This is a genomic window from Niastella yeongjuensis (genome assembly GCF_900110245.1).
Taxonomy (GTDB): Bacteria; Bacteroidota; Bacteroidia; order Chitinophagales; family Chitinophagaceae; genus Niastella; species Niastella yeongjuensis.
Genome location: NZ_FOCZ01000007.1, coordinates 193,043 through 219,716, shown reverse-complemented (window position 1 = coordinate 219,716; position 26,674 = coordinate 193,043). Strand labels below are relative to the sequence as shown.

The 26,674-nt window shown below is 45.6% G+C and carries 24 protein-coding genes; 12 read left to right on the top strand and 12 right to left on the bottom strand.

Annotated features, from left to right (window positions below; genetic code table 11):
* Positions 1-705: 705 nt before the first annotated feature.
* Positions 706-1,614 carry an SAM hydrolase/SAM-dependent halogenase family protein gene (locus BMX95_RS19935; RefSeq protein ID WP_081203906.1) on the bottom strand — a complete coding sequence of 303 codons (909 nt, stop codon included), beginning with the start codon at positions 1,612-1,614 and terminating at the stop codon, positions 706-708.
* A 35-nt stretch (positions 1,615-1,649) separates the two neighbouring features.
* On the opposite strand from BMX95_RS19935, the gene BMX95_RS19930 reads away from it, so the two are divergent.
* On the top strand, positions 1,650-2,177 hold the full coding sequence (locus tag BMX95_RS19930) for a hypothetical protein (protein WP_081203907.1): 528 nt from the start codon (positions 1,650-1,652) through the stop codon (positions 2,175-2,177).
* A gap of 324 nt (positions 2,178-2,501) precedes the next feature.
* Here BMX95_RS19930 and BMX95_RS19925 read toward each other — a convergent pair whose 3' ends face one another.
* Both BMX95_RS19925 and BMX95_RS19920 read right to left on the bottom strand, forming a co-directional pair.
* Positions 2,502-3,221 carry a YqjF family protein gene (locus tag BMX95_RS19925; RefSeq protein ID WP_081203908.1) on the bottom strand — a complete coding sequence of 240 codons (720 nt, stop codon included), beginning with the start codon at positions 3,219-3,221 and terminating at the stop codon, positions 2,502-2,504.
* Between the two features lie 187 nt (positions 3,222-3,408).
* Positions 3,409-3,786, bottom strand: a complete 378-nt coding sequence (locus BMX95_RS19920; RefSeq protein ID WP_081203909.1) for a VOC family protein — start codon at positions 3,784-3,786, stop codon at positions 3,409-3,411.
* Between the two features lie 153 nt (positions 3,787-3,939).
* Between BMX95_RS19920 and BMX95_RS19915 the strand changes: the two genes are divergently transcribed.
* Complete coding sequence (locus tag BMX95_RS19915) at positions 3,940-6,903, top strand: glycoside hydrolase family 2 protein (protein WP_177193705.1); 2,964 nt, start codon at positions 3,940-3,942, stop codon at positions 6,901-6,903.
* 199 nt (positions 6,904-7,102) lie between these two features.
* On the opposite strand, the gene BMX95_RS19910 is transcribed toward BMX95_RS19915, so the two are convergent.
* Both BMX95_RS19910 and BMX95_RS19905 read right to left on the bottom strand, forming a co-directional pair.
* A complete protein-coding gene (locus BMX95_RS19910; protein ID WP_081203911.1) occupies positions 7,103-8,491 on the bottom strand; it encodes a Gfo/Idh/MocA family protein in 1,389 nt (462 codons plus the stop codon).
* Between the two features lie 186 nt (positions 8,492-8,677).
* On the bottom strand, positions 8,678-9,370 hold the full coding sequence (locus BMX95_RS19905) for a sulfite oxidase-like oxidoreductase (protein ID WP_081203912.1): 693 nt from the start codon (positions 9,368-9,370) through the stop codon (positions 8,678-8,680).
* A gap of 279 nt (positions 9,371-9,649) precedes the next feature.
* Here BMX95_RS19905 and BMX95_RS19900 point away from each other — a divergent pair, with 279 nt between their 5' ends.
* The 4 genes from BMX95_RS19900 (at position 9,650) to BMX95_RS19885 (ending at position 12,831) form a co-directional block, all read left to right on the top strand.
* A complete protein-coding gene (locus BMX95_RS19900; protein ID WP_081203913.1) occupies positions 9,650-10,093 on the top strand; it encodes an SRPBCC family protein in 444 nt (147 codons plus the stop codon).
* Between the two features lie 99 nt (positions 10,094-10,192).
* Complete coding sequence (locus BMX95_RS19895; RefSeq protein WP_081203914.1) at positions 10,193-10,669, top strand: LEA/WHy family protein; 477 nt, start codon at positions 10,193-10,195, stop codon at positions 10,667-10,669.
* A 134-nt stretch (positions 10,670-10,803) separates the two neighbouring features.
* Positions 10,804-11,403: a hypothetical protein gene (locus BMX95_RS19890; RefSeq protein WP_081203915.1), complete on the top strand. Its 600-nt coding sequence runs from the start codon at positions 10,804-10,806 to the stop codon at positions 11,401-11,403.
* A 126-nt stretch (positions 11,404-11,529) separates the two neighbouring features.
* A complete protein-coding gene (locus BMX95_RS19885; protein ID WP_081203916.1) occupies positions 11,530-12,831 on the top strand; it encodes a radical SAM family protein in 1,302 nt (433 codons plus the stop codon).
* Positions 12,832-12,935: 104 nt separating this feature from the next.
* Here BMX95_RS19885 and BMX95_RS19880 read toward each other — a convergent pair whose 3' ends face one another.
* Positions 12,936-13,346 (bottom strand): hypothetical protein, encoded by a 411-nt coding sequence (locus BMX95_RS19880; protein ID WP_081203917.1) that lies wholly within the window; start codon positions 13,344-13,346, stop codon positions 12,936-12,938.
* 485 nt (positions 13,347-13,831) lie between these two features.
* Here BMX95_RS19880 and BMX95_RS19875 point away from each other — a divergent pair, with 485 nt between their 5' ends.
* From BMX95_RS19875 to BMX95_RS19860, 4 genes are all read left to right on the top strand, one after another.
* Positions 13,832-14,359 (top strand): DinB family protein, encoded by a 528-nt coding sequence (locus BMX95_RS19875; RefSeq protein ID WP_081203918.1) that lies wholly within the window; start codon positions 13,832-13,834, stop codon positions 14,357-14,359.
* Positions 14,360-14,527: 168 nt separating this feature from the next.
* Positions 14,528-15,292 (top strand): TSUP family transporter, encoded by a 765-nt coding sequence (locus BMX95_RS19870; protein WP_081203919.1) that lies wholly within the window; start codon positions 14,528-14,530, stop codon positions 15,290-15,292.
* A gap of 107 nt (positions 15,293-15,399) precedes the next feature.
* Positions 15,400-16,293, top strand: a complete 894-nt coding sequence (locus tag BMX95_RS19865; RefSeq protein WP_081203920.1) for a hypothetical protein — start codon at positions 15,400-15,402, stop codon at positions 16,291-16,293.
* Positions 16,294-16,384: 91 nt separating this feature from the next.
* The gene (locus tag BMX95_RS19860) at positions 16,385-17,674 is read left to right on the top strand and encodes a bifunctional folylpolyglutamate synthase/dihydrofolate synthase (protein ID WP_081203921.1); all 1,290 of its coding nucleotides are present in this window, start codon (positions 16,385-16,387) and stop codon (positions 17,672-17,674) included.
* A gap of 86 nt (positions 17,675-17,760) precedes the next feature.
* Here BMX95_RS19860 and BMX95_RS19855 read toward each other — a convergent pair whose 3' ends face one another.
* The 5 genes from BMX95_RS19855 to fbp all read right to left on the bottom strand — a co-directional run bounded on the left by BMX95_RS19855 (position 17,761) and on the right by fbp (position 21,821).
* Complete coding sequence (locus BMX95_RS19855; RefSeq protein ID WP_081203922.1) at positions 17,761-18,318, bottom strand: NUDIX hydrolase; 558 nt, start codon at positions 18,316-18,318, stop codon at positions 17,761-17,763.
* 112 nt (positions 18,319-18,430) lie between these two features.
* Positions 18,431-18,952 carry a YfiT family bacillithiol transferase gene (locus BMX95_RS19850; RefSeq protein ID WP_081203923.1) on the bottom strand — a complete coding sequence of 174 codons (522 nt, stop codon included), beginning with the start codon at positions 18,950-18,952 and terminating at the stop codon, positions 18,431-18,433.
* 17 nt (positions 18,953-18,969) lie between these two features.
* On the bottom strand, positions 18,970-19,731 hold the full coding sequence (locus BMX95_RS19845) for an ABC transporter ATP-binding protein (protein ID WP_081203924.1): 762 nt from the start codon (positions 19,729-19,731) through the stop codon (positions 18,970-18,972).
* Between the two features lie 240 nt (positions 19,732-19,971).
* Positions 19,972-20,568 carry a CAP domain-containing protein gene (locus tag BMX95_RS19840; protein WP_133054062.1) on the bottom strand — a complete coding sequence of 199 codons (597 nt, stop codon included), beginning with the start codon at positions 20,566-20,568 and terminating at the stop codon, positions 19,972-19,974.
* Between the two features lie 230 nt (positions 20,569-20,798).
* Positions 20,799-21,821, bottom strand: coding sequence for a class 1 fructose-bisphosphatase (fbp, locus tag BMX95_RS19835; RefSeq protein WP_081203926.1), 1,023 nt, complete (start codon positions 21,819-21,821; stop codon positions 20,799-20,801).
* 126 nt (positions 21,822-21,947) lie between these two features.
* Here fbp and BMX95_RS19830 point away from each other — a divergent pair, with 126 nt between their 5' ends.
* Entirely contained in the window at positions 21,948-23,216 is a 1,269-nt protein-coding gene (locus tag BMX95_RS19830) for an aspartate kinase (RefSeq protein WP_081203927.1), read from the top strand.
* 91 nt (positions 23,217-23,307) lie between these two features.
* Here the strand turns inward: BMX95_RS19830 and BMX95_RS19825 are convergent, their stop codons facing one another.
* The gene (locus BMX95_RS19825; RefSeq protein ID WP_081203928.1) at positions 23,308-24,723 is read right to left on the bottom strand and encodes an MBL fold metallo-hydrolase; all 1,416 of its coding nucleotides are present in this window, start codon (positions 24,721-24,723) and stop codon (positions 23,308-23,310) included.
* 165 nt (positions 24,724-24,888) lie between these two features.
* Between BMX95_RS19825 and BMX95_RS19820 the strand changes: the two genes are divergently transcribed.
* Positions 24,889-26,670 (top strand): MutS-related protein, encoded by a 1,782-nt coding sequence (locus BMX95_RS19820; protein ID WP_081203929.1) that lies wholly within the window; start codon positions 24,889-24,891, stop codon positions 26,668-26,670.
* Positions 26,671-26,674 lie beyond the last annotated feature (4 nt).

The following is a 26,674-nucleotide window of genomic DNA, read 5'->3' as shown; positions in this document are numbered from 1 at the left end:
GGTTCTTAGTTTAAGTTATTGGGTTCTTTAGTTCGGGTTCGCGTCTTTGACTTTCAACTTTCAACTTTAAACTTTAAACTGTAATGTGATAGTAGCCTGACTGTAGGATAATTGCCTAAGTATTCCCTGAGGACTGCCTGAGTATTCCCTGGGTATTGCCTTATGGCTAAGGCGGGGTTTGGGGGAACAGCAGGCAAGTTTTAGGGGATCCCAGTGGCTTATTCCGGCCATCTGACTACCATTCCCGTACTGTTAAAGAACCTGACTGAGATTTAACCCGAACCAGGCAAGGATAAATTCCCTTCCTGGTCCCTGCTTGGTCCCTGCGAGGTCCTTGTGAGATCCTTGTTAGGTTCTGGGAAAACCTCCTTTATAGTTATACTTAAACGCAAAATGACCCATCAATATATCAATCAATTTTTTATGCTCTTTTTTTCAAATTAAATAACAACCCCATTTTTAGATATTGCTACTTTTTTAGCACTACATGAAAAAAGGACCGGGTTACCCGGTCCTTTTTCTTAATTATTTGATTGAATTTTCGCAGGATTATTTCAATTTATAAAGCAGATAAACACATTAACTAATTATAGATCAATCATGATATTTAGTAAACTATCGTTTACTCCCGCCAATATGAATTTTCTGCTTCCCATATTCCCTACTTACTTGGTTATCCACCGATTACACCAAATTGTGTAAAAATTAATTTGGTTTTCTCCTTTTGACTACAATATTCCAATCCGCTCCGCTGTTTATATGAAAAGAATCGGCCATGTTACCCATGTTTATGGCCAGCGAAAAGTTCATCAGGCTGTTCATATAGGCCAACATCTTACCCTCAGGCACGTCGCCGAACGTGTGTACAAATTCAACATCCTCGTCAAAGACAGGGATGCCATTTCTATTGATTTTTACCTCTACTTTTTCTTTAGGTTCCACGTGTAACACTTTGAAAATCGAGTCGTTAATGTTAGTCCATACGTTGCCATATTGAACATCGAGGATAGGTATATTACCCAGTATGGAATCCCCTTGAAACACAGCTTTTTGGTAAGGAATGGTCACTACTGCCGGCGGTAATTCCTGACCCACCTCTTCAAAACGGATCACGCCAGCCGCCAGCCTTGCTCCGGTGTAGGCATATACATCCCGGCCATGAAAAGTGTAGGAGGCCTGTGAGTTTTTCCTTCTATTTAAGGCTTCGTTGATCTCACGTACGGATTCAATGCCAAGTGATTGAGCTATCAGGGTCAAAGTGCCATTATCGGGTGTTACGAAATAATGCCCCGTCTTTGTTTTCAGCACCACCGATTTCCGGTTGGTGCCAACGCCCGGATCTACCACAGACACAAAAACCGTCCCGGCCGGCCAGTAGGGAGCAGTTTGCTGCAGCCGGTAGGCTCCCTCCCAAATATTGAAAGCCGGAATTTCATGGGTGAGGTCGTACAGCTTCAGGTCAGGATCAACACCGGTGGCTACCCCTTTCATAGCAGCCACGGCCCCGTCCTTCAGTCCATAGTCGGTTTGAAAAACCACCATGCCAGCCTTCTTATGGTTACAGGCAGTCACGATACAAAAAACAAAAGCAGTCATTAACTGAGTCTTTTTCATTTGATAATTTTAAAAATGGCTATTTTCAAATTTATATGGATTTATTAAAAGCGATCGAAAAGGAACATTCAAAAAGTCAATGTGAGAAAATCGTAAAATATGTGGGTGGGGATAAAGACCGGTTTGCAGAACTGATGCAATTATTTTTAAAAGGTGAGTACCGGGTAACGCAACGGGCCGGCTGGCCCCTGAGCATTTGTGTGGAGCATCACCCCGAGCTGATAACGCCCTGGTTTAAACAAATTCTGCCCCTGCTAAGAAAAACCGGCGTCCATAGCGCCGTAATCCGAAATGTGGTGCGGCTGCTTCAATATGTAACCATCCCCAAACGCTTCCACGGACAGGTAATGAACGACTGTTTCGAATTTGTTGCCGACCACAATACCGCCCCGGCCATCAAAGCATTTTCACTCTCCATCCTGGAAAACCTCTCCGCCGAATACCCCGATATCAAACCCGAACTAAAATTGATCATCGAAGAACGATGGCCCCACGAAACGGCAGCTTTTCATTCCCGGGGTAAGAAAATACTTAAGAAGTTAGTTGAAAGTTCAAAGTTTTAAGTTGAAAGTTCAAAGTTGAAAGTTCTGGTTCTTAGTTTTTAGTTTTTAGTTTTTAGTTTTTAGTTTTTAGTTTTTAGTTCCAGGGCGGCGCTGCTGCGCCGAGATGTATTGCGTGAAGTGCGCGGAGCGTGCAGCGATGTATCGCTTATAGCTTATGGAACTTTCAGCCCGTATCACTTTCACCTTTTTCCAACTACCTCGCCCGCCGACTGTGTACTGCCGAAGCTTTAGCGTAGGCGTAAGCTTTATCGTAAAAGGGACCGTCTGCCTTCTTCCATTGCCCATTGCCTTTCATCTCTGCCCGCTGCCCGCTGCCTTTTGCCCTTACCCAACCACTCTTTTACTAAACACACTAATCTCCGATCCCTCGGCCAGGAACACAGAAACGGGCGCCTGTTCCTTCAATACCGAAAATGACGGACCATACAGGTTGCCAAAATCGCAATCAATGGTGTAGTCTGTAACGGGAAAAACGTCCCAACTGGGGTGTGATACCTGGTATTCGCCGGTAAGGTGTTCATTCAGGGAAGAGTAGCCCCAGAAATGTTCGGTAATAAACTCCTCCTCGCTGCCGGCCTGCAGGGGGAATTTCTTCAACCCGGTTTTTACTTCGATCCCATTCCAGCGGTTATTAAACTTCCACTGGTAACCGATATGTTGTTCTTCGGGGGTGATTTCAACAAAAGTCTTCATGGGCAGCGTAACATAACGCTCCTTAAAAAGGGAATTGGCAATAAAGGTAATGGCCCGTTTGGGAACGATCTCCTTAATAAACACCACACCCCGTTTGTATTGGTCATTTTCTTTGTAGCGAACATAAAAACGCAGATTCACCTCTGGAAAACTGGTATGAAAAGGCACACTGATCCGCATCACGCGGGTATTATGAAAAAGAAATCCAACCAAACTTACGTAAGTACGCCCGTTCCAGCTGTCCAGTTCGGTTTTAGCAGGCAAATATGGTTTCAGGATGTTTGGATCTACCACATAATTGGCCATTATTAAACGCAGCCACTGGGCCGAAAGGAACTTCTTTTGTTTCATAGTGCTGCAAAGGTAAGTGAAAGAAGGGCAGAGGGCAGAAGGCAGAGGGCAGAGAGAACAGCCAAAACCTAAATCTGAACTTAGTACTGAAAACATAATAACCTACAAACCCAATAACTTAACCTTAGAACCCTGCACTAACACCTTAAAGCTTTAAACTTTCAATTTTGAACTTTCAACTTTAAACTTATTTCGGATTCTGATACAAGCCAATCACATTCCCCGCCGGATCCCGAAAACGGGCAGTGATCTCAGGTGCATCCATGCCAACGGGTTGTACTATGGTACCGCCATTGGCAATTACTTTGGCTATTGTTTCCTCCATGTCATCGACCATTACATATACCAGTAGTCCGGGTGATACGGCCGGCGTGCGGCCTTTTACCCAGGTACCGCTTACTTCACCCACGCCGTCGTCAAAAGAGGTGGCGCCATCGCCGCGCTTACGAATGTTCCAGCCAAATACCGCTTTGTAAAAGGCGGAAGAGCTTTCTATATCTTCAGCAGCCATTTCAATATAACAGATCTTGCCATTGCCATAAGTGGGTTGTTTTTCTGTTGACATAGTTTGAATGGTTTTATGCGTGGTTATTTTACCTGTAATTTACCAAAAACTAAGCTTGCCTGGCACAACAGTAAGCTATTTCAGCGCAGGATTCAACAGGATAGTTGCCATAAGTACCGCCTCTATATTTGAGCACGTATTACAATGCGCCATATGATAAAAAAAACTGTCATTGCTTTCTTATTGGCATTCACCTGCCTGTACCTGCAAGCCCAACGTACCACTTATAATTTTAATACCAGCTGGAAAGTATTCGTGGGCGACACCGCCGCCGCCTCTGCAACTGCGTTTAATGATGCCAGCTGGAAACCGGTAACATTGCCCTATGCCTGGAATGAAGATGAAGCCTTTAAAAAAGATATCAAAGACCTAAGCACCGGCATCGCCTGGTACCGAAAGCATTTTAAAATTCCTGCTGCGGCAAAAGGACAAAAAATATTCCTGGAGTTTGAAGGCATCAGACAGGCGGGGGAATTTTACTTAAACGGGAAACACCTGGGCCTGCACGAGAACGGCGTCACCGCCTTTGGTTTCGATATCTCAGACCTGGTAACTACCGGCGATGCGGAAAATGTACTGGCCGTTCGCATCGATAACAGCTGGGAATACAAAGAAGTCGCTACCAACACCAAATTTCAGTGGGAAGACAAAAACTTCAATGCCAACTACGGCGGCATTAACAAGAACGTATACCTGCACATATGCGGCAACGTGTATCAAACCCTGCCCTTGTTTACTACATTAGGCACAACGGGGGTTTACGTCTATGCCGACAATTTTAATATAAAAGGCGGCACCGCCACCATTCACGCCGAATCACAAATAAAAAATGAAACCGGCCAACCACAGACCATCTCCTATGAAGTAGCCATTACCGACGCCAAAGGAACGCCCGTAAAAACTTTTGCCGGCAGCAACACTACCCTGGCGGCCGGAGCTACCGCCATTGTAAAAGCAGCTTCCGCAGTAAACAACCTGCATTTCTGGAGCTGGGGCTATGGGTATTTGTATTCGGTTCAAACCCGGTTAAAGGTGAATGGTAAAGTGGTAGATGCCGTGAACACCAAAACGGGTTTTCGAAAAACCGAATTCAAAGATGGCATGATCTACCTGAACGATCGCGTGATAATGGTGCATGGTTATGCCCAGCGCACCAGCAATGAATGGCCGGCTATTGGGTTGAGTGTTCCGGCCTGGTTAAGTGATTACAGCAACGGCTTGATGGTGGAAGGCAATGGCAACCTGGTGCGCTGGATGCACATTACGCCCTGGAAACAGGATATTGAAAGCTGCGACCGGGTCGGCCTGCTGCAATCCATGCAGGCGGGTGATGCCGAACATGACATCACCGGCACCCGATGGGAACAACGCAAAGCCGTAATGCGCGACGCCATCATTTATAATAAGAATAATCCCAGCATCATTTTTTACGAATCGGGAAATGAATCTATCAGTGAAGAACACATGCAGGAAATGAAAGCAATCCGCGATCAGTACGATCTGCATGGTGGCCGGGCCATCGGTTCCCGCGAAATGCTCAACAGCAAAGTAGCTGAATACGGCGGTGAAATGTTGTACACCAACAAAAGCGCCCATATCCCTATGTGGGCTATGGAATATTCACGCGATGAAGGCGCCCGCAAATACTGGGATGACTATACCCCACCCTTTCACAAAGACGGCGATGGGCCTTTGTACAACGGACAAAACGCGGCCGTGTATAACCGCAATATGGAATCGCATGCAGTGGAGAATGTTAAGCGCTGGTTTGAATTCTGGAATGAACGTCCCGGTACCGGTAAACGCGTGAGCGCCGGCGGCGTGAACATTGTGTTTTCTGAAACCAATACCCATCACCGCGGTGCAGAAAATTACCGCCGTAGCGGCGAAGTAGATGCCCTGCGTATTAAAAAGCAAAACTATTATGCCAATCAGGTCATGTGGGACGGCTGGGTGAACCCGGAAAAATACAGCCTGCACATTATTGGCCATTGGAATTATACAGCCGGAGTGAAGAAAGATATTTATGTAGTATCGTCTGCAGCCAAAGTAGAATTAAAAGTAAACGGCAAATCACTGGGGTTTGGACTAAAAAGCGATGGCTTTCTGTTCACGTTTAAAAACGTGGAGTGGCAGTCCGGCACGCTTTCAGCAACCGGTTACAACGACAAAGGAAAACAGGTATGCGAGGGTACAATCACCACAAAAGGCACACCGGCCGCACTTCGATTGACCAATATTGAAAGGCCCGTTCCTTTTGTTGCCAATGGGCAGGACCTGTCGCTGGTAGAGGTAGAAGTGATCGATGCCAATGGCGAACGTTGTCCTACCGCCTTGAATATGATCAATTTTAGGTTGGATGGTCCGGCGGAATGGCGGGGCGGTATGGCCATAGGGCCCGATAATTACATCCTGGCTAAAAGCCTGCCCGTTGAAAATGGGGTGAACCGGGTGTTGATCCGTTCAACTACTACAGCGGGAAATATAACAATAAAAGCAACTGCGGATGGTTTACAACCGGCCACTCTTACCCTGAATTCCATTCCCTTTATGGAAAAAGATGGCCTGGCCACGCAGTTACCAGCTGCCGGCTTACAAGGCCGTCTAAACAGAGGATCAACGCCTTCAACACCATCTTATACAATGACCCGCACACCCATTGCCATTGTCAAAGCAACGGCTGGCGCTCATGCCGACAGTGCATTTGCCAGTTATGACGACAATGAATTAAGCGACTGGGTGAACGACGGCCAACTCGAAACCGCCTGGATAGAATATGAACTGGAGCGGACGGCCACGGTAAGCGAAATAACCCTGAAGCTAAATAATTTTCGTAGCCGGGCATATCCATTAGTCATTACCGTGGATGGCAGGGAAGTATTTAAAGGATCCACCAAACCTACCCTGGGTTATTATACAATTGCCTGCAAACCGGAGAAAGGGAAAAAAGTAAGGATCCAACTGGCCACTTTGTCGAAAGACGAAGGCGGCAATACCATGGCAGAAGTAAATGGCAAAAAGCTTGATGATGGCGTTGCCCGGGATGATTCGAAGGCGAAAGGAACGTTGAGTATAATAGAAGCAGAGGTCTATGAAGCGTTGCCTTCGGCACCTTGAAAGATTGAAAGGCAGTAGGCAGTGGGCAGTAGGCAGTAGGCAGTAGGAAATACAGGCTTAAAGGTTAAAGGTTAAAGGCTAAAGGTTAAAGGCTAAAGCAAAAAACATGTATTTGCTTTAGCCTTTAACCTTTCAACTTTATGCTGTATTCCGCTTGCGGCTGTTTTCCCCATTGCCTACTGCCCACTGCCTACTGCCCTTACATCTTAACATCCATCACCTTATTATACTTCCTGCTTTCTTCTGCCATAAAACACATGATATGGCTTTCAATAGATTCATCGATGGTGGAAGTGAGTAGTTTGGGATTTTGCTGCGCTACTGCCTGTACAAAATCAGCTGCCAGATTCCAGTCGCCGCCACCATGACCGCTGTTTTTATAGTCGGCTACATCTTCGGCTTTGGGTACCAGTTTGGTTTGTTTACCGGTTTTAAAATCGGTGATCACCAGTTCTTCCATATCACCCACCATATCGCCCATGGCGCCCATTACCCGCGTACGGCGGCCTGCATAGGAAGTAAATGCTTCCATGGAAAAGCTGGCTGTAATGTTATCGCCAAACCGGATGTTGGTAATGTAGTGATCTGGCTGGTCATTATCCATTTTGTATACACAACGGCCATAATTGGTGGTCTTTAGGTATTCCATGATGGCCTCGGGTTGCTTGGCTTTGTCTTCGGGCAGATCGAATACGTATAACCGCTGTTTATTGTCGTGGTATATTCTAATTGCCGAATAAGGACATTCACGTTCAATAGCACACCCGTCGGTACAACGGGCGGTGCTGTCCTGCGGCGCGTTTTCTTTCCTGAACCATTTTAAATCGCCCATGGCCGAGATCTGCTTTGCCGGTTTATTCAGCATCCATTTTATAATATCCAGGTCGTGGCAGCTTTTTGCCAGTATGATAGGCGTGGTTTGTTTGGAATTATGCCAGTTACCGCGCACATAAGAGTGCGACATATGAATGTGCTCGATGGGTTCAAAATGCTGAACACTGATGATCTCGCCAATGGTCCCATTCTGAAGCAGTTCCTTCATTTTTACAAAGTAGGGCGCATAGCGCAATACATGGCAAACAGCTACAATGCGGCCAGTTTTTTTAGCCATCGCCAATATATTCCGGCATTCTTTTTCTGTGGGGGCAATGGGTTTTTCCAACAGGATGTCGTACCCCATTTCCAATGCCTTCATACACGGTTCATAATGCAGGTTATCGGGCATGGAAATAATAACGGCATCTGCAAACCTGGGCCGTTCAAATACCCGTTCCCAGGTATCGAAGCGGTTTTTGTCGTCGATCTGATGTTTTTTCGCATACCGTTCATTGCGGATGGCAATGTGTTCTGCTACCCCAATGATATCCAGCTGATCGGGGTACTTCTCGGCAAATCCGCCATATACATTACCACGGCTGCCTGCTCCCAGGGTAATGGCAGTGACTGGTTTTGCCAGTGGTTTGTGCAATGGGTTGCGTGGCATTTCGTATTCAATGGCATCGTTGGAAAGGCGGGCCATGGTATTTGATCCCAATACCGTAGCGCCAACACTTAAACTGAGTTGTTTTAAAACACTTCTTCTGTTCATATGGTATTTGTATGGATGAATACTAATTTTAAAGTGTTGTTTATTTCTTATCGTGGGACTGTTGCAAGTTGCAGGTTGCAGGTTGCAAGTTGCAGGGGAAACACAAAGTAACAACCCCTGAAGCCTGTAACGGCTAATGGTTATTGCTATTCATGCTTCAACAACGCCAGGCGCCACCATTCACAACTAGCTGTATCTATCATTCCGCCAGGGATAGGCCGTATTGGAATAACCGCGTTCTTCCCAAAAGCCCAATACGTTTTTGGGCAGGAACTGGATGCGCTTTATCCATTTGGAGCCCTTCCAGGCATATAGCTGCGGGGTGATCATACGTACCGGGCCGCCATGTTCGGGTGGCAATGGTTGTCCTTCGTAGGTATGCACCAACAGTACATCGGGTTTCAATGCTTCTTCCAGCGATACGTTGGTAGTATAATCGTCGTACCCATAACATAGAATATGGGTAGCCGTTTCTTTGGGTTGAACCAGGGCTGCAAGATCCAGCAAACGCACGCCCTTCCAGTTCATATTTAATTTGCTCCAGGTGGTTACACAATGAAAATCGGAGGTATCGTCCGTTTGTGGCAGGGCCATAAAATCATCCCAGTTCAAGGTTACCGGATGCTCCACTTCCCCATCCACTACCAGTTGCCATTCCGATAAAGGAATATCGGGTTGAATACCCAGGTCAAGCACTGGCCACTTGCGGGTCTCAATTTGTCCAACAGGAATTTCAGGCATGCCATGCCGGTTAATTTTACCAGACCCCATGGGCTGGGTATCGGCCACAGAAGGAGTTTGTTTTATTTTTTGCTCGAACCGGTTTTTCAATTTCATGCGTGCTTCCACAATGCGGTTGAGTTTGTCTGATTGTTCCATGCTTATGAAATTACCAATTATGGTTCGGTGTAACAAAAAACAAACATTGTTCCAAGTGCAAACGATTGCTTGAAAAGGGCAATCAATGTCGTTTAGTTAATGCTTGTTTTTAAGAAATCCTCCCGCTTGCGGGAGGCAGGGGTGAGTTTACACCATTGCATGGTTTTTATTATGTCCAAATTAACCCATGATAAAGTCCATTTCGCACCTGCTCAAAAACATATTTAGATAATAGATTTGTGCATGTAACGCTTCATCATCGGCAAAAAATTAGAACTTATGCAAAATCAAAATTTCACTACTGCCTTTCTTGTAGATCAATCTCCAGAGGAAGTTTTCAATGCCATCAACAATGTTCGCGGGTGGTGGTCAGGAGAAGTTGAAGGCACCACTGATAAACCAGGTGCGGAGTTTACATACAATGTTCCGGGAATTCATTTTTCCAAACAGAAGATAACGGAATTTATTCCCGGTAAAAAAATCGTTTGGAATGTGGTGGACGCTGTGCTAAGTTTTGTAAAAAACAAGAGCGAATGGAAGGGAACCAACATCACTTTTGACATTGGCAAAAAAGATGGCAAAACGGAAGTTCAATTCATTCATATTGGACTGGCGCCGACACAGGAATGTTATGACGACTGCTCCAATGCGTGGGGACTGCTTATTAACGGCAATCTGAAAAATCTGATAGCAACAGGGGAACACCAGCCAAGTCCATGGTAAAATATAGCTGCTGTATTGTTAAAAAAAGCTTTAAGAACGTTGTTGCTTAAACTGGTGATGCGATTTTCTATCTAATGGATATTCAACAAACCAGTAATTATGAAGAGCATTTTAACACTACTTTCAGCTTTCGTATTGATCTTTTCGGCCTGTAAATCTGCTAAGGATGTTCGCGAACCGCAATATCGTGACATGGGTGATGTAAAGATCATTGAGACCGGTGTGCTAAAAACAACCGTGGGCGCCAATATGATCTATTATAATCCTAATAATTTCGGTATTAAATTGTCATCTGCCAGAGGCGATGTATATGTTGATAACGCTTATTTTGGCAGCTTTGTGCTGAATCAGGAAGTGGAAGTAAAGAAAAACGCAGAATTTGTATTACCTGTATCAATCAAGATCGATAATATAGGAGCGATCAAAAACCACACCGATATCTACAAAAAGAAAGATGCCTTAGTACGCATTGATGGTATCGCTCTGGTAAAAAGATCCGGGTTTGCAAAGGAGATCCCCATCAAATATGAACAGAAACAGGACCTTGCCCGGTTAAGGGCAATTGTTATCCGTTAGATTAATATATTTAATAATGAAGGCCTCAGGTAAAAACCTGGGGCTTTTTTATTACTGTGTGGGTAACCGTTAATTTTTTAAGGAATTGATATGGAATTTATCGAGTATTACATCTAAGTAAAAAATAACTGCCTATGAACTCCTTAGCCTTGCCCGTTGTTCATCCGGCTTTTCAGAAACTGAAACGCGCTGGTCGTTTGTTGCATTTAGCCGCTGGTGGGTTAATTCTTGTGCATGCATTGTCTCATTTTAATCAGCCGCATAGCAGTCCGGTTTTTCTGGGTTGCCTGGTATTTATGGCGGTTGACATATTCATACTGGCCATGGCCGGAAAAAACATTGCCGCCGATCTGCCCCTGGTGAACCTGTTTTTCCGCTTCATAGAGGTCATCTTTTTTCTGGGTATCGGCATTACGGCCTGTATCCATGGCGAATGGGTGGTGGGCGTCGGCCATGCGTTGATGAGCGCGGCCTATGGCTACCTGTTCTGGTGCGAAAAACGCATGGTCACCGAAGAATTTGTGGCCCTTCACCACACCGGGATCACCATTCCCGCCCTGCCGGAAAGCCGTTTTTTTATTTGGTCGAACATAAATCACATTGAAGCTCAATACGATTCGATCACTATTGACGCCTCAGGCGACAAATCTTACCATTTTGACCTTCGAAATAATCTTCAATTCGAAGAACTCGATCAAATTCACGAATTTTGCAGACATTATTTAAAACAGTAATCCGCCAGCTGGCGGACATAAGCCGTAAGCTGTAAGCCGGAAAACGCAAATATGTATTTGCATATAGCTTACAGCTTAATGCTTAAAGCTTTGATTTTTAGTGCTGTTGACCTGTAAAAGAATAAAATGTCTGTATTGAAGAGTTCTCCGTTCTTATTGTATTCCGACGGAAAAGGAAACATTTTTGAGGATACCACCCTGTATACTACCGGCCGGGCCGGTTGGGATGCGTACGAAGTACCGGTAGAAGACTGGATCGCCCTGCCCGACGGGGGTTCCCTGTACGAATTACCCGGTCGCCGGGGTATTGGTATCGACGTAATAACCGGCGAAATGCGCCTGTGCGACAAAGGCTGGGCCGTGGCGGCCTTTATTCCCCCCGCCCACACCGGTTTGTACCTGGCCGCTTACGAAACAGCGCCCGATGCACCCACCCTGCCCCTGTTTTGCTATACCGCAGTTGGCTGGCATAACGAGCAGTTTTTTGTACCTGCAGTGCGCATCGAGCAGGATATCAGGCAGGAATGTGCCGGTTTCGACAATGATACCATTCAATCGGGCGTTGCAAAATTCCTTGAAGCATACCCCCACAACCGGCTGGTAAAACACCTGGCCGATAATTGTTGCTTAACATATCATTGTCCGGCCGCCCGTAACTATTTTATGGGCCGCTGGGAATGTCCGATCCCTTCTTCCCCGGCCTGTAATGCCAATTGTATTGGTTGTATTTCGTTTCAACCCCAGGAAGAGGAAATCGTTTCTACCCAGGACCGCCTCACGTTCAAACCCACTGCTGAAGAAATTGTGGAATTCACCGTTCCGCACCTGGAATCGGCGCCCTACCCCATTGTGAGCTTTGGCCAGGGTTGTGAAGGCGAGCCCCTGCTGATGTGGGAAACCATCCGCGAAAGCATTATTGAAATGCGGAAGCATACCAGCAAGGGCAGCATCAACATCAATACAAACGGTTCCAAACCAGCTGCCGTAAAAGCGTTGTGCGAAGCCGGACTGAATTCAATCCGGGTAAGTATGAACTCGGCGCGTAAACATATTTACGAAGCCTATTATCGCCCCAATAATTACCAGTTTGAAGACATTGTCGAAAGCCTGAAAGTGATGCGCAGTTATAATGGCTGGGCCAGCATCAATTATTTTGTTTTCCCGGGCATGACAGACAGTGAAGAAGAATATGAAGCGCTGCGCAAGCTGATCATTGAAACCGACCTGAGCATGATCCAGTGGCGGAATTTCAACATCGACCCCGACTGGTACATGGGCAAAATAGGCGCTTATGAAACCGGCGATCTGCTGGGAATAAAACAACTGCAGGAATTGATCCATGAGGAATTCCCGAATGTAAAATTCGGTTACTTCAACCCGTCAATGGAACGGATACAGGGAAATTACGAAGAAGATTTCGCGCATTAAGCGCAACGTTATACGAGAAAATAAGAAAGGCCTCCCGATTTTTTCGGGAGGCCTTTCATTATAAAACACTCTATGATGATTGACTGAACTGCGAACCAGATTTATTATTTGATCTTATTGATCACGGTTTCTTCCACCATATCCTGGTTAGAGAAGATGGTATAAACTTCAGAAATATTGGTCTTTTTAGAGGTGATCACCACGTTCAGGTTCACATCGCTGAATTCCTCTGATTGCAACAGGAACTTTTTGGTTACACCAGATGCACCTTTGAATTTATTTTTATACAGTACATTTCCCAGGTTATCCCGGAAAGTTACGGTATACTCATCATCGTTGTTGATGAGGTTCAGTTCAAATACAGGTTGATTTTCTATATTTCCAACGAACTTTAATTGAGTAGTAGCCGGGTTTCCTTTATCACCACCATTAGCCAGCGCAGTTGTAGTAAAAGCTAAAGTTAAAGCGATTGCTACGATGGCTAATTTGCTAAAATTCCTCAAATCCGTTTTCATAATTGTATGTTTTAAGGTTTGTTTCTCTTTGATGATGCAAACATACTGCGGCTTTTTGCACTACTAAAACCAACTCAAGCCCGTTTATAGGATGGTTAAGCCCCGTATGAAAAGTTAAAACCCACGCCAGACAAGGGTTTTTCGACAAATGAGCCATGATGCCCAAGGTCTTAATTGCCCCAAAAAAAAGTTTAAAAGTCCACAGATTGAGGAGGATAATACCCGTTTAAGTGTTTTTTAGACATATAATTTTATCCTAAAGCGCATAAAGGCGAACGTTTGTTGGTGAAAACAGGGCAGAAGGCAGAGGGCAGAGGGCAAAGAAAAAGACACCAGGCAGCGAAAAATACAAGCTACACACCGAAAGCCGCATTAACTTTCTGCCTTCTGCCCTCTGCCTTCTGCCCTTTGTATTTTATTCCATTTCCCATTGCCCATTGTCCTTCCGGCTAGTAGCTTACCTTTGCCCTATAAAACAAACGACTATGCAATTTGCCATTGAAAACGCCCTACCGATGCTGGAACGAACCCCTCAGGTAATAGAGACTATGTTATACGGACTGGCAGACGAATGGATCTATAGCAATGAAGGTGGCGATACCTGGACGCCGGTTGATATTGTGGCGCATTTGATACATGGTGAAAAAACAGACTGGATCCCGCGCACCCAGGTTATTATGGGTGAAGGCAGCAAAACATTTGTGCCTTTTGATATGGAGGGGCATCATGCCGTAAAAAAAGGAAAAACAATGAGCCAGCTGCTCGACGAGTTTAAAATATTACGAAAAGAAAACCTGGCCCAGTTAAAAACGATCGACATTACCGAAGAATCGCTTAACCGTACAGGTATTCATCCCATACTGGGCACCGTAACCTTACGTCATTTACTGGCAGCCTGGGTAGTACACGACCTTACACATATCCATCAGTTAAGCCGGGTTATGGCTAAACAATACTACGATGCCGTAGGGCCATGGGTTCAGTTTATGGGAGTTTTGGGAGGGAAGAGATAGTTTAAAGTTTTAAGTTGAAAGGTTGACGAGTTAACAGGCTGATAACGTTGACAGGGATGGTAAAGTTATAGTGGAGACAGGTTGAAAATAGACGCGAGGTTGTATTTCTCCCCTCCACCGGAGGGGCTGGGACGGCTTACAGCCTGAAACTTCATTCACGAAATAAACATGACAATAGATTTGATACTCCTTTGCGTATTTGCTTTTTTAGCGGGCTTTACCGATGCCATTGCCGGTGGCGGTGGATTGATACAAACACCCGCCGCATTAGTGTTATTGCCACAATATCCCCTGGCTACGGTGTTGGGTACATTAAAGATCCCCTCCTTTAGCGGCACCAGTATTGCCACCGCTCAATATGTACGCCGGGTACCGGTGAACTGGTTATTGATCGGGTTAATGGCCGTTACGGCGTTTTGCGCCGCCTTTGCCGGTTCCACCCTATTGACGCATGTCAACAACAGCTTTATGAAACCCCTGCTGCTGTTCATGCTGATCCTTGTTGCCATTTATACCTTTACCAATAAAAAGTTTGGCGATCACCTCGAGAAAGACCATTCAGTGAAGCAACAGATACTTTATTCATTGCTCATCAGTTTGATCATTGGGTTTTATGATGGTTTTATTGGTCCCGGTGCAGGCAGCTTTCTGATCCTGTCGTTTATTGGCCTGTTGGGTTTTGATTTTCTAAAAGCAAGTGCACACGCCAAGTTTGTAAACCTGGCCACCAACCTTGGTTCCATCACCTTCTTTATGCTCAGTGGCAAGATCATATTCGCGATAGCTTTACCGATGGCAGCCTGTAATGCCCTGGGTGGATGGGTAGGTGCCCGGCTGGCGATCTTAAAAGGCAACGCTTTTATCAGGATATTTTTCCTGATCGTTGTATGCGCTACCATTATTCGGTTTGCCTACGACGTGTGGTTTAAGTAGTTGGCATTTTTGTTGAATTAGAAAGTACTGTTAAAACAGTTTTGAATTTTAACATTTTCAACCTGTTAACTTGTTAACCTGTCAACTTTTCAACTTAACTTAGTAACATGAATCCGACACACATACAGGAATCTGAATCAAAGAAAAATATCCAGGCTGGCAGTTATACCATATTGGTGGTAGGCCTTATGCTGTGTATTTTCTTTTTTGTAAAATGGGGTATGCCGCCATTACCTGAACCTCCTGTTGAAGAAGGACTTGAAGTGAACCTGGGAAACAGTGAAATAGGATTGGGTAACGATCAGCCTTATGAACCGGGTTCACCGGCGCCTGCCAGCGTACAGGAAACCTACGTGCCGCCAAAGGCAGCTGAACCAGCCAAAGAAGATGTAAAAGATATCGAGACCGACGATAAAGATGCAGACGCACCGGAAATCAAAAAGCCGCCGATTGTAAAACCGGAAGCCACCAAAGTACCTGAAAAGGAAGTGGTGAAAAGCAAACCGGTAAAAAATCCGGCACCAGTTGAGCCGGCGCCTCCCGCTCCTCCCCGCCCCAAAGCGGTGTTTAAAGGGGTAAATGGCAATGGTACCGGCGGCAACGAAGCCAACACCTACAAAAAAGGCGGCAGCGAAGGCATTGCCGGTGGCCGTGGAGATCAGGGACAAGCCGGTGGCAATCCCGATTCAAAGAATTATTCAGGTGGTGGCCGTGGGTCAGGTATTGCCATTAAAAGCGGTTTATCGGGCCGCACTTTTACCAGAATGCCTTCCTACTCCGATGAGTTTAATGAAGATGCAACGGTAGCAGTGGATATCCGGGTAAACCAGAATGGAGATGTGATCAGCGCTACTTATCAGCCAAGAGGATCCACTACTGCGGAAAGTTTTTACAAACAAAAGGCCGTCGACCTGGTCCGCCGGTCGAAACTGAATGCCAACCCCGATGGCCCTGATGAGCAAACAGGTACCGTTCTGGTCAGGTTTAAAGTGAAAGGGTAACTTACTAATCCTTTATATACGAAGTCCGAAAGAAATGTACTATTAATTTCTTTCGGACTTTTCTTTTAGCTTTGTCGGCCTAATTATACCGATGAACTACGAGCAAGCGACGAACTATTTGTTTACCCGGCTGCCAATGTTCAGCCGCATAGGCGCAGCTGCCTATAAAAAGGACCTTACCAATACCCTTCGGCTTTGTGAATATTTAGGCAATCCGCAAACTAAATTCAAATCCATTCATATTGCCGGAACCAATGGTAAAGGATCTACCAGTCATATGCTGGCAGCCGTGCTGCAAACAGCAGGTTATAAAACCGGCTTATATACTTCCCCGCACCTGCGCGATTTCAGGGAGCGGTTCCGCGTAAATGGTGAAATGATCGACAAAGACTTTGTGGTTGATTTTGTGGAACGCATTCAACCTGCGATCGATGAAATAGAACCCTCCTTCTTTGAGATCACCGTAGCCATGGCCTTTGAATACTTTGTACGCGAAGGAGTGGATATTGCAGTGATTGAAACCGGACTGGGTGGCCGCCTCGATTCTACCAATGTAGTTATTCCGGAGATCTCGGTTATTACCAATATTGGCTGGGACCATATGAACCTGCTGGGTGATACACTGAGCGCCATCGCTTATGAAAAAGCCGGTATTATTAAACCGGAAATTCCTGTAGTGATCGGTGAAACCGACGAAGCAACAAAGCAGGTGTTTGAACAGGTAGCCCTTGAAAAACAGGCGCCGCTGTTTTTTGCCGATACCCAGCGCTATGTGGCCGAATGGAAATATGACCACCATCAACTGGTACTGCAGGTAGCCACCTCCGCCACCGATGTACGCAATTCGTATCAGCTTGACCTGCCCGGCTTTTATCAAACCAAGAACTGCATTACCGTACTGGAGGTAATATATCATTTACAAAAAGCAGGCTATAAAATTACAGAAGCACATATTCAACAGGCCCTGCGCCAGGTAAAGAAATTGACCGGTTTGCATGGCCGTTGGGAAGTGATCCATACCAATCCGGTAGTGGTGCTCGATGTGGGTCATAATGAAGATGGCATCAAACAGATCACTGCACAGATTGAACTAAGCGATTACCAGCACCTGCACATTGTGATCGGACTGGTAAAAGATAAGGAAGTTGAAAAAGTGTTGACTTTATTACCCAAAGAAGCAACCTATTATTTTACCCGCGCACAAATACCCCGCGCATTACCCGAAAATGAACTGGCCGCCAGAGCCCATGCTGTTGGGTTAAATGGCCATGCCTATGAGGATGTAAATACCGCGGTGAAAGAAGCGATGCACCGGGCTGAGAAGAAGGATATGATCCTGGTGTGTGGAAGTGTGTTTGTGGTTGGGGAAGTGAACTTATAAGGTCGAAGTAGGAAGTAAGAGGTAAGAAATTCGCGATTGTCGTACTTCCTACCTCCTACTTCAGCCTGTTCTTCAGGCGATGTTAATTAAAAACGCAATTCACCTAACTTACTCAACGCATACATTATAGCAGTTACGTGCATACTCTGAACAATCTGGTTATCGCGTAACAATTGTTTTAATTCCTCCATCGATACCAGGTGAATGTCGATGTCTTCGTTGTCATCAAACTCCTGGTCCTTTACTTTTTTACCACCGGTTGCCAGGTACATGTGCATCCAGTTGTTGTTGGTGGATGGGTTGGCACTCGTTTTACCCAGGTATTCGTAGTGCGTGAATGCATAACCCGTTTCTTCCAGCAGTTCGCGGGCAATGGCTTCTTCATAATTTTTATCCGTATCATCTACACAGCCACCGGGAATTTCCAAATGCGTTTCGCCCAGTCCCTGTCGGTATTGTCGTTCCAGAATGATCTTTCCATCTTCAGTGAGCGCTACCGCCGTTACCCAGGTAGGAAATTCATACACATAATACGGCGTAACCAGTTTACCATCCGGTCTTTCACAGGTATCCTTCCGCACCGTAAACCACATATCTTTAAACAAATACTCTGACTTTAACGTCTTCCACTTCAGGTCTCTCATTACGTTGTTTTATTCGTGAGTTGAACTCATCTATGCCTTCTGCGTCGCCCGCCGACTGCGTACTGCCGAAGCCTTAGCGTAGGCGTAAGCCTTGGCGTAGGAGGGCCTATTTCTACCATCTCATCCGTTCCCGTAACGAAGTAATATGCGCTACGTGATGACGGCCATGCCAGGCATAACTGCCCAACAGGTAATACAGCGTCATTTCTTTTTTGGCTTCCGGATGGAATACCGTCCGGTTCCAGGCTTCTGCGGGCAGGTTCAGCAAGGCTGAATGCCAGCGGGTATGTAAGGCATATAACAGCGTGATGGAAATATTGATGGGCACTGCTTTTACATCGTTCAATTCGGCCCATAAAGATTCTTCGTACGGTCTTATAGTTGGATTGTTTTCCGTTAACCCCAGTTTAAACCGGATATAGGCATTCATATGGCTGTCGGCCACATGGTGCACTACCTGTTTTACATTCCAGCCGCCCTCGCGGTAAGGTGTGTTCAGTTGTTTTTCATCCAGGTTTTCGATGGCGGCTTCAAGCATGCCCGGCAGGAACTGAATATCCTGCAGCCATTCGCGTTTCTGTTTGTCGGAAAACGGTTGTGGTTCGTATTTACCGATGGGATAACGTAAGTCCATAGTATAAAGTTTTGAATTTACTCTTCTCTTAAATTGTGACCGGTCAGGTGAATGAACACATCTTCCAGGTTCGCCTTCTTCACTTCTTTGGGTCGTTCAAAACCGGTAGCAACCAGGTCGTCGATCAGTTTATCGGGTGTAGCCAGGGCTATGATCTTACCGGAATCGATGATGGCGATCCGGTCGCACAACACCTCGGCCTCGTCCATATAATGGGTAGTGATAATAACAGTAGTGCCTTTTGCACGGATCGATTGTATGAGGTCCCACAAGTTACGGCGGGCCTGCGGATCGAGGCCGGTAGTGGGTTCATCCAGGAAAATGATCTTGGGATCGTTGATGAGTGTGGTGGCAATGGAAAAACGTTGTTTCTGGCCGCCACTCATGTCTTTGTATTTGTTTTTGGCCTTGTCTTCCAGGTTCACCATTTTCAACAGCTCGTGTGCATTCACCTTCCGGTTGTACAGTCCGGCAAACAGATCGATCAGTTCCAACAGGTTCAACCCGGGATAAAAACCCGATGTTTGTAATTGAACGCCAATCACTGCTTTAATGGAATTGGGATCTTTATCGAGATTAAATCCATTGACCCATACTTCCCCGCTTGTTTTTTCGCGCAGCGTTTCTATGATCTCGAGGGTGGTAGATTTTCCGGCGCCGTTGGGACCGAGCAACCCAAATATTTCTCCTTCATTCACTTCGAAGCTGATGCCCTTTACTGCCTCGAAACTGCCATAATTTTTGATGAGGTCTTTTACGGAAATGATCACCTTGCTCATGTACTATTCCTGAATTTGGTGCACAAGATAGCCCGAAAGTTTGATACTGAGGGGCCGGATTCAGAATATCAGGGGGGCCAGTTTGTATGGTGTTACTTATTGGTTCATAAGAGGCTGAAGTAAGAGGTACGAAGTAAGAGGTAAGAAATATGAAGTACGAAGTTTGAGGATGAAGATCGGAAGCGAGGCCAAAAGCCTGAAACGCTTCCTAATTCTGACCTCATACTTTTTACTTCTGTTTTATTTCGCAAACATTTGCGTAAAGTATAACTGATTCTGCATATTACGCGTAACACCTATCCCTGTATACTTGTAATTTCCTTCCATATTCTTGCGGTGCTCGGGGCTGTTGATCCAGCCGCTTACTACAGCCTGGGCCGACAGGTTACCATAAGCTATATTTTCGGCAACCGTGGCTGAACCGGGTACTTTCTCCATAACATACTTCATTCGAAAGGGAAAGCCCTGGTGGCCAAACGGAACCCGGTGCGTACCCATATCCATACTATGGCGGCGGGCCTGGTATTCCATGGCGGGATTGTTTGCCAGCGGTGGCAGTTTTTTTGTTTTGCGGTAATCGTTTACCAGTCCAAGAATGTCCCGTTCCAGTCCGGGCGCCACGTTGGCTTCCACAACCGGCGTGGCAGGCGTTACCACCACTTTCTTTTCGGCAGTAGCAACCTCGGCGGGTTTTGTACTGGTGGTTTTGGGAACCGTTTTGGGTATAGCTCCTCCACTGCTGCTATAAGCAGAGTAACTGGTTGTTGTTGATTTTGAGGATTTACAACCTGCTATTGTTAAAAAAATACTAATGAATAGAAAAACGAATCTGCACATATCCTGTAGGCTTTGATTCAGAAATGCATATTCTATACCAGATTTGAAAGGCAATGGGCAGTAGGCAGCAGGCAATGGGGAAAAGGCAGAAGGCCCTCCTACGCCAAGGCTTACGCCTACGCTAAGGCTTCGGCAGTACGCAGTCGGCGGGCGAAGCAGAAGGCAGAAAGTAAAAGCCTAAAGCAACACCGGTGCTACTTTAGGCTTTTTACTTTGTATTTTGTATTTGCTTATGGCTTCTTCAAACCCAGACATTCCTCCAGCTCATCCATCATTCCCCGGCTGCCGATAAACATGGGGCTGCGCTGGTGCAGTTCGGTAGGTTCAACATCCAGTATTCTATCCTTGCCATTGGTAGCACGGCCTCCGGCCACTTCGGCAATAAATGCAAACGGATTGCACTCATACAGCAACCGCAGTTTGCCCTTGGGTTTATCAATGGTGCCGGGATACATGAAGATGCCGCCTTTGATCAAATTGCGGTGCACATCGGCTACCATGCTGCCTATATAACGTTGCGTATACGGGCCACCGGTATCCTTGTTCTTTTTCTGGCAAATGTCGATGTACTTCTGAACGGCGGGATCGTACTGAAAGAAATTACCATGATTCACTGAGTAGATCTTCCCAAACTCAGGACATTTGATATTCGGATGACTTAAACAAAATTCGCCAATGGAAGGATCGAGCGTAAACCCATTTACCCCACGGCGGGTAGCATACACCAGCATGGTGGAGCTGCCATAAATAATGTAACCAGCAGCCACCTGTTTTCTGCCTGGTTGCAGAAAATCTGCGGCAGTGGCCACAGTGCCAATTTCACTTACCCGGCGATACACGCTGAAAATGGTACCGATAGACACATTCACATCGATATTACCACTACCATCCAGCGGATCGTACAGGCAAACATATTTCGAGTTCCTGCTTACTGCATCGTTAAAAGCTACATAATCATCCAGCTCTTCACTGGCAATACCGGCACAGCTGATCCCATGCTGCAATACCCCGGTAAACTGGTTGTTGGCAAAAACATCCAGCTTTTTTACATCTTCCCCCTGTACATTAATAGTTCCTGCTTCACCCAGAATGTCTACCAGTCCGGCTTTATTTACCTCTACGTTTACCCGCTTGGCGGCCAGGCCAATATCGCGTAACAGACCACTCAGTTCGCCGGTGGCATGGGGAAAGTCCCGTAATTGCTGAATAGTAAACTCGTCCAGGGTTGATACATTTCTGTTAATAGTGGTCATATTGGCTCTGTTGTTTGGTTAACAGTTGTTAGCTGGCGAAGGTAGGTAAAACCGATGTAACTTCCTTCCTCCCGCTTCTTTCATTACATTTGCACACTTATCAATCGTTACCTTAATTAAACAAGTATGAAGGTTTTCAAATTCGGCGGCGCCAGTGTTAACAGTACGGAAAGAATCCAGCAGGTAGGACATATATTAAAATCATACCAGGATGAGGAATTGCTTATTGTTATTTCGGCAATGGGTAAAACCACCAATGCCCTGGAGAAAGTAGCCGAATCATTTTATGCCGGCAAAAAAGAAGAAGCTTTACAGTTGTTTGAGGCCATCAAACAAAATCACCTTACCATTGCCAAATTTTTGCTGGTTACCACCTACAATGAAGCGTTGGATCAACTTGTTAATTTTTTTACAGAAGTAGAATGGCTGTTGCACGATAAACCAGTGCAGGAATTCGATTATTATTACGACCAGGTAGTGTGTATCGGCGAATTGTTATCGACCGTTATCGTAAGCGCTTACCTTAACGAAATCGGTTTTGCAAACCATTGGGTAGATGTGCGGGACATCATTCGCACCGATGATAATTTCCGCGATGCCAATATCGACTGGCGTTTTACCAGTGAAAGAGTGGAGAACCTGGTTACACCCCTCTTGAAAGAATACAAGGCGATCGTAACCCAGGGCTTTATCGGTTCTACCGATGAAAATGAAAGCACCACCCTGGGCCGGGAAGGCAGTGACTATACCGCGGCGGTATTTGCGAACCTGCTGAATGCATCCGGACAATACATCTGGAAAGATGTGGAAGGTGTAATGAGTGCCGACCCCAAGGAGTTCAGCGACGCCCAGTTGCTGCGTGAACTGAATTACGACGAAGTGATAGAGATGGCTTATTATGGTGCACAGGTGATTCACCCCAAAACCATCAAGCCCCTGCAGAATAAAGGCATTCCCCTGTATGTAAAATGCTTTCTCGATAAAGACCTCGCCGGCACGGTTATCCATAATAAAAGCCTGAAAGGTTTACCGCCCATTGTTGTACTGAAACAAAACCAGGCCCTGATACAGCTGCATTCAAAAGACTTTTCGTTTGTTGGTGAGAAACCGGTGGCAGAGCTGTACCAGTTACTGGCCGATATAAAAATAAAACCGAACCTCATGCAAACCGGTGCGGTTTCTATTCAGATCTGTTTAGACAATCATGCAGAAAAATTAGAAAAGCTGGCCCATGCCGCTTCCGATATTTTTGATGTACAGGTGGAAAAAGGATTGACCCTGCTTACCATTCGTCATTACAACGAAGCTATCTTACAGAAAATGGTTGCGGGTTCCAAGGTAGAGTTGTTACAACAAACGCCTGAGACCGTTCAGGTAGTTTTGAAAGCAGTTTAAAGTTTTATGTTTAAAGTTCAAAGTATCGGCCAGGCCTTTGAGCTTTAAACTTTCAACTTTGAACTTTCAACTTTAAACTTTAAACTTTGAACTATCTCAGATATTTATCCAAATCCAGCTTCCCATACACCAGCTTGTCTTTTGCCAGCTGCATGTACAATACAACTTCCCGCCATCGCATTGACCACGATTCTACCGATCGCCAGGTAAAGATGCGGCGCAGGGGTAACAAGTCATACTCATAGGCGTTGAAGACCAGGTTCAACGCCTCCATATATTTTTTCTGACTGGCCGTGACTTTATAGAACACGCGTTTTCCAATACACATATGCGAGAAGATCCTGAATTCAATTCCACGCAAAAAAATAAAGGCGGTCGTGTGTATTTGAATGGGGTATGTGGCATGGTCTAATGGCGTATCGGGTGGCAATTCCACTACCCTGCCCTGGTGCACGTTTATCTGGTAAACGTATTTGGTGGTTTCGCCAGCCGAAAGCACATAGGTGAAATGCACCTTTTTAAAGTAGCGCCGGATAAAGTACGGCAGCGTGGCCGTAAACTGTTCAAAATACGCTACCACTACCTGTTTATCGATCTCGGTTTTATTTTCCTGCGCATAGAATTTCTCCAGGCTGTCTTTTTGTTGCTGTAAATACTCAGCCAGCAGGGCCGACCGGTTGGTGAACCAGTCTTTATCGCTGATGGTAAACCCGCTGTCAGAACACCAGCTATCGCCCGAAACCATCACTTTTACCTGGGGCGATTGGATCTGGTGTTGTTTGAAGTAGTCCTCGACTAACAAAGGGTGTTGAATATATTGGTTGAAATGAAAGGAGTCTTTATGCAAATGACAATGGTTGCTGGCAAACGGTATAGCAAACCTGGCTTTGGTAGCTTTGGCGGTTTGTGCAAACTCCTTTATGTATCGCTCCAGGTCATCAACCGGGGCGTTGGGTTCATCAACTATCTGGTACGATAACCGTTCATTGGCCGAGCTATGGCTTCTGAATACAAAATCGATGGGTTTGTGTTTGCGAACTATTTGTTTCAGCGTAAGTCCCATGTGTTTGCTGTCGTTCAGGTTCAGCAGTTTTACGCCGTCGCATTCAATCAGCAGGGCACTGTCGAGGAACATCCAGAACTGATAGGAAGTAATGTAGAACTGTTCAGCTATTTGAAAGCGCTCGCCATGTTTCAGTTCTATGATATTGGTGTAACCCAGGTAAAACAAGTCATCCTTCATACGGGTGTAATTCCCTTTGGGAATGATGATGGGAATATCGGGTCTGAACTTTTTTAAAGAGTCACCATGAAAGTGGTCCCAGTGAATATGGGTGAGGTATATGAAATCGGGTTGCAGTGAGTTGATAAGGTCTTTACTAACCGGTGGATAATTCCACCACGAGCGCCAGTAACTGCTGCCAACTAACCAGGGATCGCATATCAAAGATTTGCCGGGTTTATTCCTTACCAATAAACCGGCATGGGATAAGATTTTGAATTCCATTGCTGAGCCGTTTAACTGTTTTAAAGTTACAATTATAACAGTGAAATACAAGTGCCGGCAAGTGGTATTTTGATAATATAAAGGCTAAGAAGTATATGAGGTGGCAACCGCCGTTTTTAAACTATCTTGCATTTCGATATTTTATTAATATATAGCGTTTTCATTATGTCGTCAATCCTTGCTTTTTACGAAGAAAAGATCTCTTATTACAATAATGCGTTGACCCGGTTAAAGCCGTATGCCACTGCAGTGGCGGCGTTGCGCATGGCCTGTTTTGGCGGTATTGCCTGGGGTATTTATAAATGGGCGGTCACACATAGTTCCGCCTGGATAACCACTACCCTTTTACTGGTTGTTGCTTTTGTGATACTGGTGCGTGCTGCCTGGCGGTTGAACGATCGTAAAGGGCTTCTTGAAAAGTTGCTGTTTATAAATACCAATGAACAGCAGGTGCTGCAAAACAAACCCAACGAGTTTCACAACGGCGAGGAATTTTTGTCCTACGGCAGCATTGCAGGCGATCTGGACGTATTTGGCCCCGGCTCTTTATATCTTTTGTTGAACCGTACCACTACGGGCCATGGAACCAAACAACTGGCCGGTTTGTTGAACGCGCCTCCGCTGAACCCAACCGACATCGAAGACCAGCAACAGGCTATCAGAACCTTAAGCACGCAAAGGGAACTGGGACAGTTATTGACGGCCTATGGATTGATAAACGGCGAGAAGAAAGGCAACATGGATGACATCGGTAACTGGTTACAGCAACCACAGGCCATCCATGGCAATCGCTTCATCAACATCATGCGTTTTCTCACGCCTTTGTATAGTACTATATTCCTGTTCAACTGGCTCATCACCGGAAGCTATGGCATGTTGATCCCGGTTATTCTTGTAAACTGGGGCATCATTGGCATGTATACCAAACGGATTCAACAGCAACATCTGCTGCTCGGGAAGAAAGAAGCTATCCTGAACCAGTACGCTACCATTCTGTCGCTTTTTACAAAAGTGGAAACAGGCAATTCAGTATTGTTGAAAAAGGAAAAAGATAAAGCAGCCCAGGCGCATCATACAGTAAAAAAGCTCTCCCGGTTAGCAGCGATGTTCGATCAGCGGCTGAACCTGTTCATAAACTTTTTCCTGAACAGCTTTTTTATGTACGATATCCAATGCCTGTGGGCTCTGGAAAGCTGGAAACAACTTAATAAAGAGCAGTTCAACGAATGGATCCATTCTGTAGGCATGATCGAAAGCCTGAACTCCCTGGCAACTTTTGCCTATAACAATCCGGTTTATAAGTACCCCACAATTCACACCGATAAACTGGCGATCACCGCTACCCAACTGGCGCATCCCCTGATCGCTGCGGAGGGCCGCGTGGCCAATGATTGTTCTTTTGGTGACAATGAAAAACTGGTACTGGTAACCGGTTCAAACATGTCGGGCAAAACCACCTTTTTGCGTACGCTGGGCATCAACCTCATACTGGCGCAGTGCGGTGCGCCGGTTTGCGCCACGTCCTTTTCTTTTACGCCCATGGTTATCCGGGGTTCCATACGTGTAAGCGATTCGCTGCAGGAGCAGACTTCGTATTTCATGGCAGAGTTAAAACGGTTGCAGCTGATCATTCATTTCCTGCAACAGCAAACCGTACCGGTACTGATCCTGATCGATGAAATATTACGCGGTACCAATTCAGAAGATAAGACCTACGGTTCCGAACAATTTATAAAAAAGCTGATCAAATACAATTGTTTAACCTTGTTTGCCACGCACGACCTTACCCTTAGCCGGTTGGAAGAAGAACTGCCCAAACAGGTAAGTAATTATTGTTTCGAAAGCACCATCCGCAATGGAGAGTTATTGTTTGATTATACCCTGCAACGTGGTGTTGCTAAAAATAAAAATGCTTCTTTCTTAATGGAGAAGATGGAGATCATTTAAAAGA

Coding starts and splice junctions, on each gene's coding strand:
- BMX95_RS19855 (WP_081203922.1), bottom strand. CDS start 18,318: ATGAGAGACCTGAAGTGGAAGACGTTAAAGTCAGAGTATTTGTTTAAA.
- BMX95_RS19840 (WP_133054062.1), bottom strand. CDS start 20,568: ATGTGCAGATTCGTTTTTCTATTCATTAGTATTTTTTTAACAATAGCA.
- BMX95_RS19875 (WP_081203918.1), top strand. CDS start 13,832: ATGCAATTTGCCATTGAAAACGCCCTACCGATGCTGGAACGAACCCCT.
- BMX95_RS19895 (WP_081203914.1), top strand. CDS start 10,193: ATGAAGAGCATTTTAACACTACTTTCAGCTTTCGTATTGATCTTTTCG.
- BMX95_RS19850 (WP_081203923.1), bottom strand. CDS start 18,952: ATGGACTTACGTTATCCCATCGGTAAATACGAACCACAACCGTTTTCC.
- BMX95_RS19880 (WP_081203917.1), bottom strand. CDS start 13,346: ATGAAAACGGATTTGAGGAATTTTAGCAAATTAGCCATCGTAGCAATC.
- BMX95_RS19920 (WP_081203909.1), bottom strand. CDS start 3,786: ATGTCAACAGAAAAACAACCCACTTATGGCAATGGCAAGATCTGTTAT.
- BMX95_RS19905 (WP_081203912.1), bottom strand. CDS start 9,370: ATGGAACAATCAGACAAACTCAACCGCATTGTGGAAGCACGCATGAAA.
- BMX95_RS19910 (WP_081203911.1), bottom strand. CDS start 8,491: ATGAACAGAAGAAGTGTTTTAAAACAACTCAGTTTAAGTGTTGGCGCT.
- BMX95_RS19825 (WP_081203928.1), bottom strand. CDS start 24,723: ATGGAATTCAAAATCTTATCCCATGCCGGTTTATTGGTAAGGAATAAA.
- BMX95_RS19845 (WP_081203924.1), bottom strand. CDS start 19,731: ATGAGCAAGGTGATCATTTCCGTAAAAGACCTCATCAAAAATTATGGC.
- BMX95_RS19935 (WP_081203906.1), bottom strand. CDS start 1,614: ATGAAAAAGACTCAGTTAATGACTGCTTTTGTTTTTTGTATCGTGACT.
- BMX95_RS19900 (WP_081203913.1), top strand. CDS start 9,650: ATGCAAAATCAAAATTTCACTACTGCCTTTCTTGTAGATCAATCTCCA.
- BMX95_RS19890 (WP_081203915.1), top strand. CDS start 10,804: ATGAACTCCTTAGCCTTGCCCGTTGTTCATCCGGCTTTTCAGAAACTG.
- BMX95_RS19865 (WP_081203920.1), top strand. CDS start 15,400: ATGAATCCGACACACATACAGGAATCTGAATCAAAGAAAAATATCCAG.
- fbp (WP_081203926.1), bottom strand. CDS start 21,821: ATGACCACTATTAACAGAAATGTATCAACCCTGGACGAGTTTACTATT.
- BMX95_RS19915 (WP_177193705.1), top strand. CDS start 3,940: ATGATAAAAAAAACTGTCATTGCTTTCTTATTGGCATTCACCTGCCTG.
- BMX95_RS19860 (WP_081203921.1), top strand. CDS start 16,385: ATGAACTACGAGCAAGCGACGAACTATTTGTTTACCCGGCTGCCAATG.
- BMX95_RS19870 (WP_081203919.1), top strand. CDS start 14,528: ATGACAATAGATTTGATACTCCTTTGCGTATTTGCTTTTTTAGCGGGC.
- BMX95_RS19925 (WP_081203908.1), bottom strand. CDS start 3,221: ATGAAACAAAAGAAGTTCCTTTCGGCCCAGTGGCTGCGTTTAATAATG.
- BMX95_RS19830 (WP_081203927.1), top strand. CDS start 21,948: ATGAAGGTTTTCAAATTCGGCGGCGCCAGTGTTAACAGTACGGAAAGA.
- BMX95_RS19930 (WP_081203907.1), top strand. CDS start 1,650: ATGGATTTATTAAAAGCGATCGAAAAGGAACATTCAAAAAGTCAATGT.
- BMX95_RS19820 (WP_081203929.1), top strand. CDS start 24,889: ATGTCGTCAATCCTTGCTTTTTACGAAGAAAAGATCTCTTATTACAAT.
- BMX95_RS19885 (WP_081203916.1), top strand. CDS start 11,530: ATGTCTGTATTGAAGAGTTCTCCGTTCTTATTGTATTCCGACGGAAAA.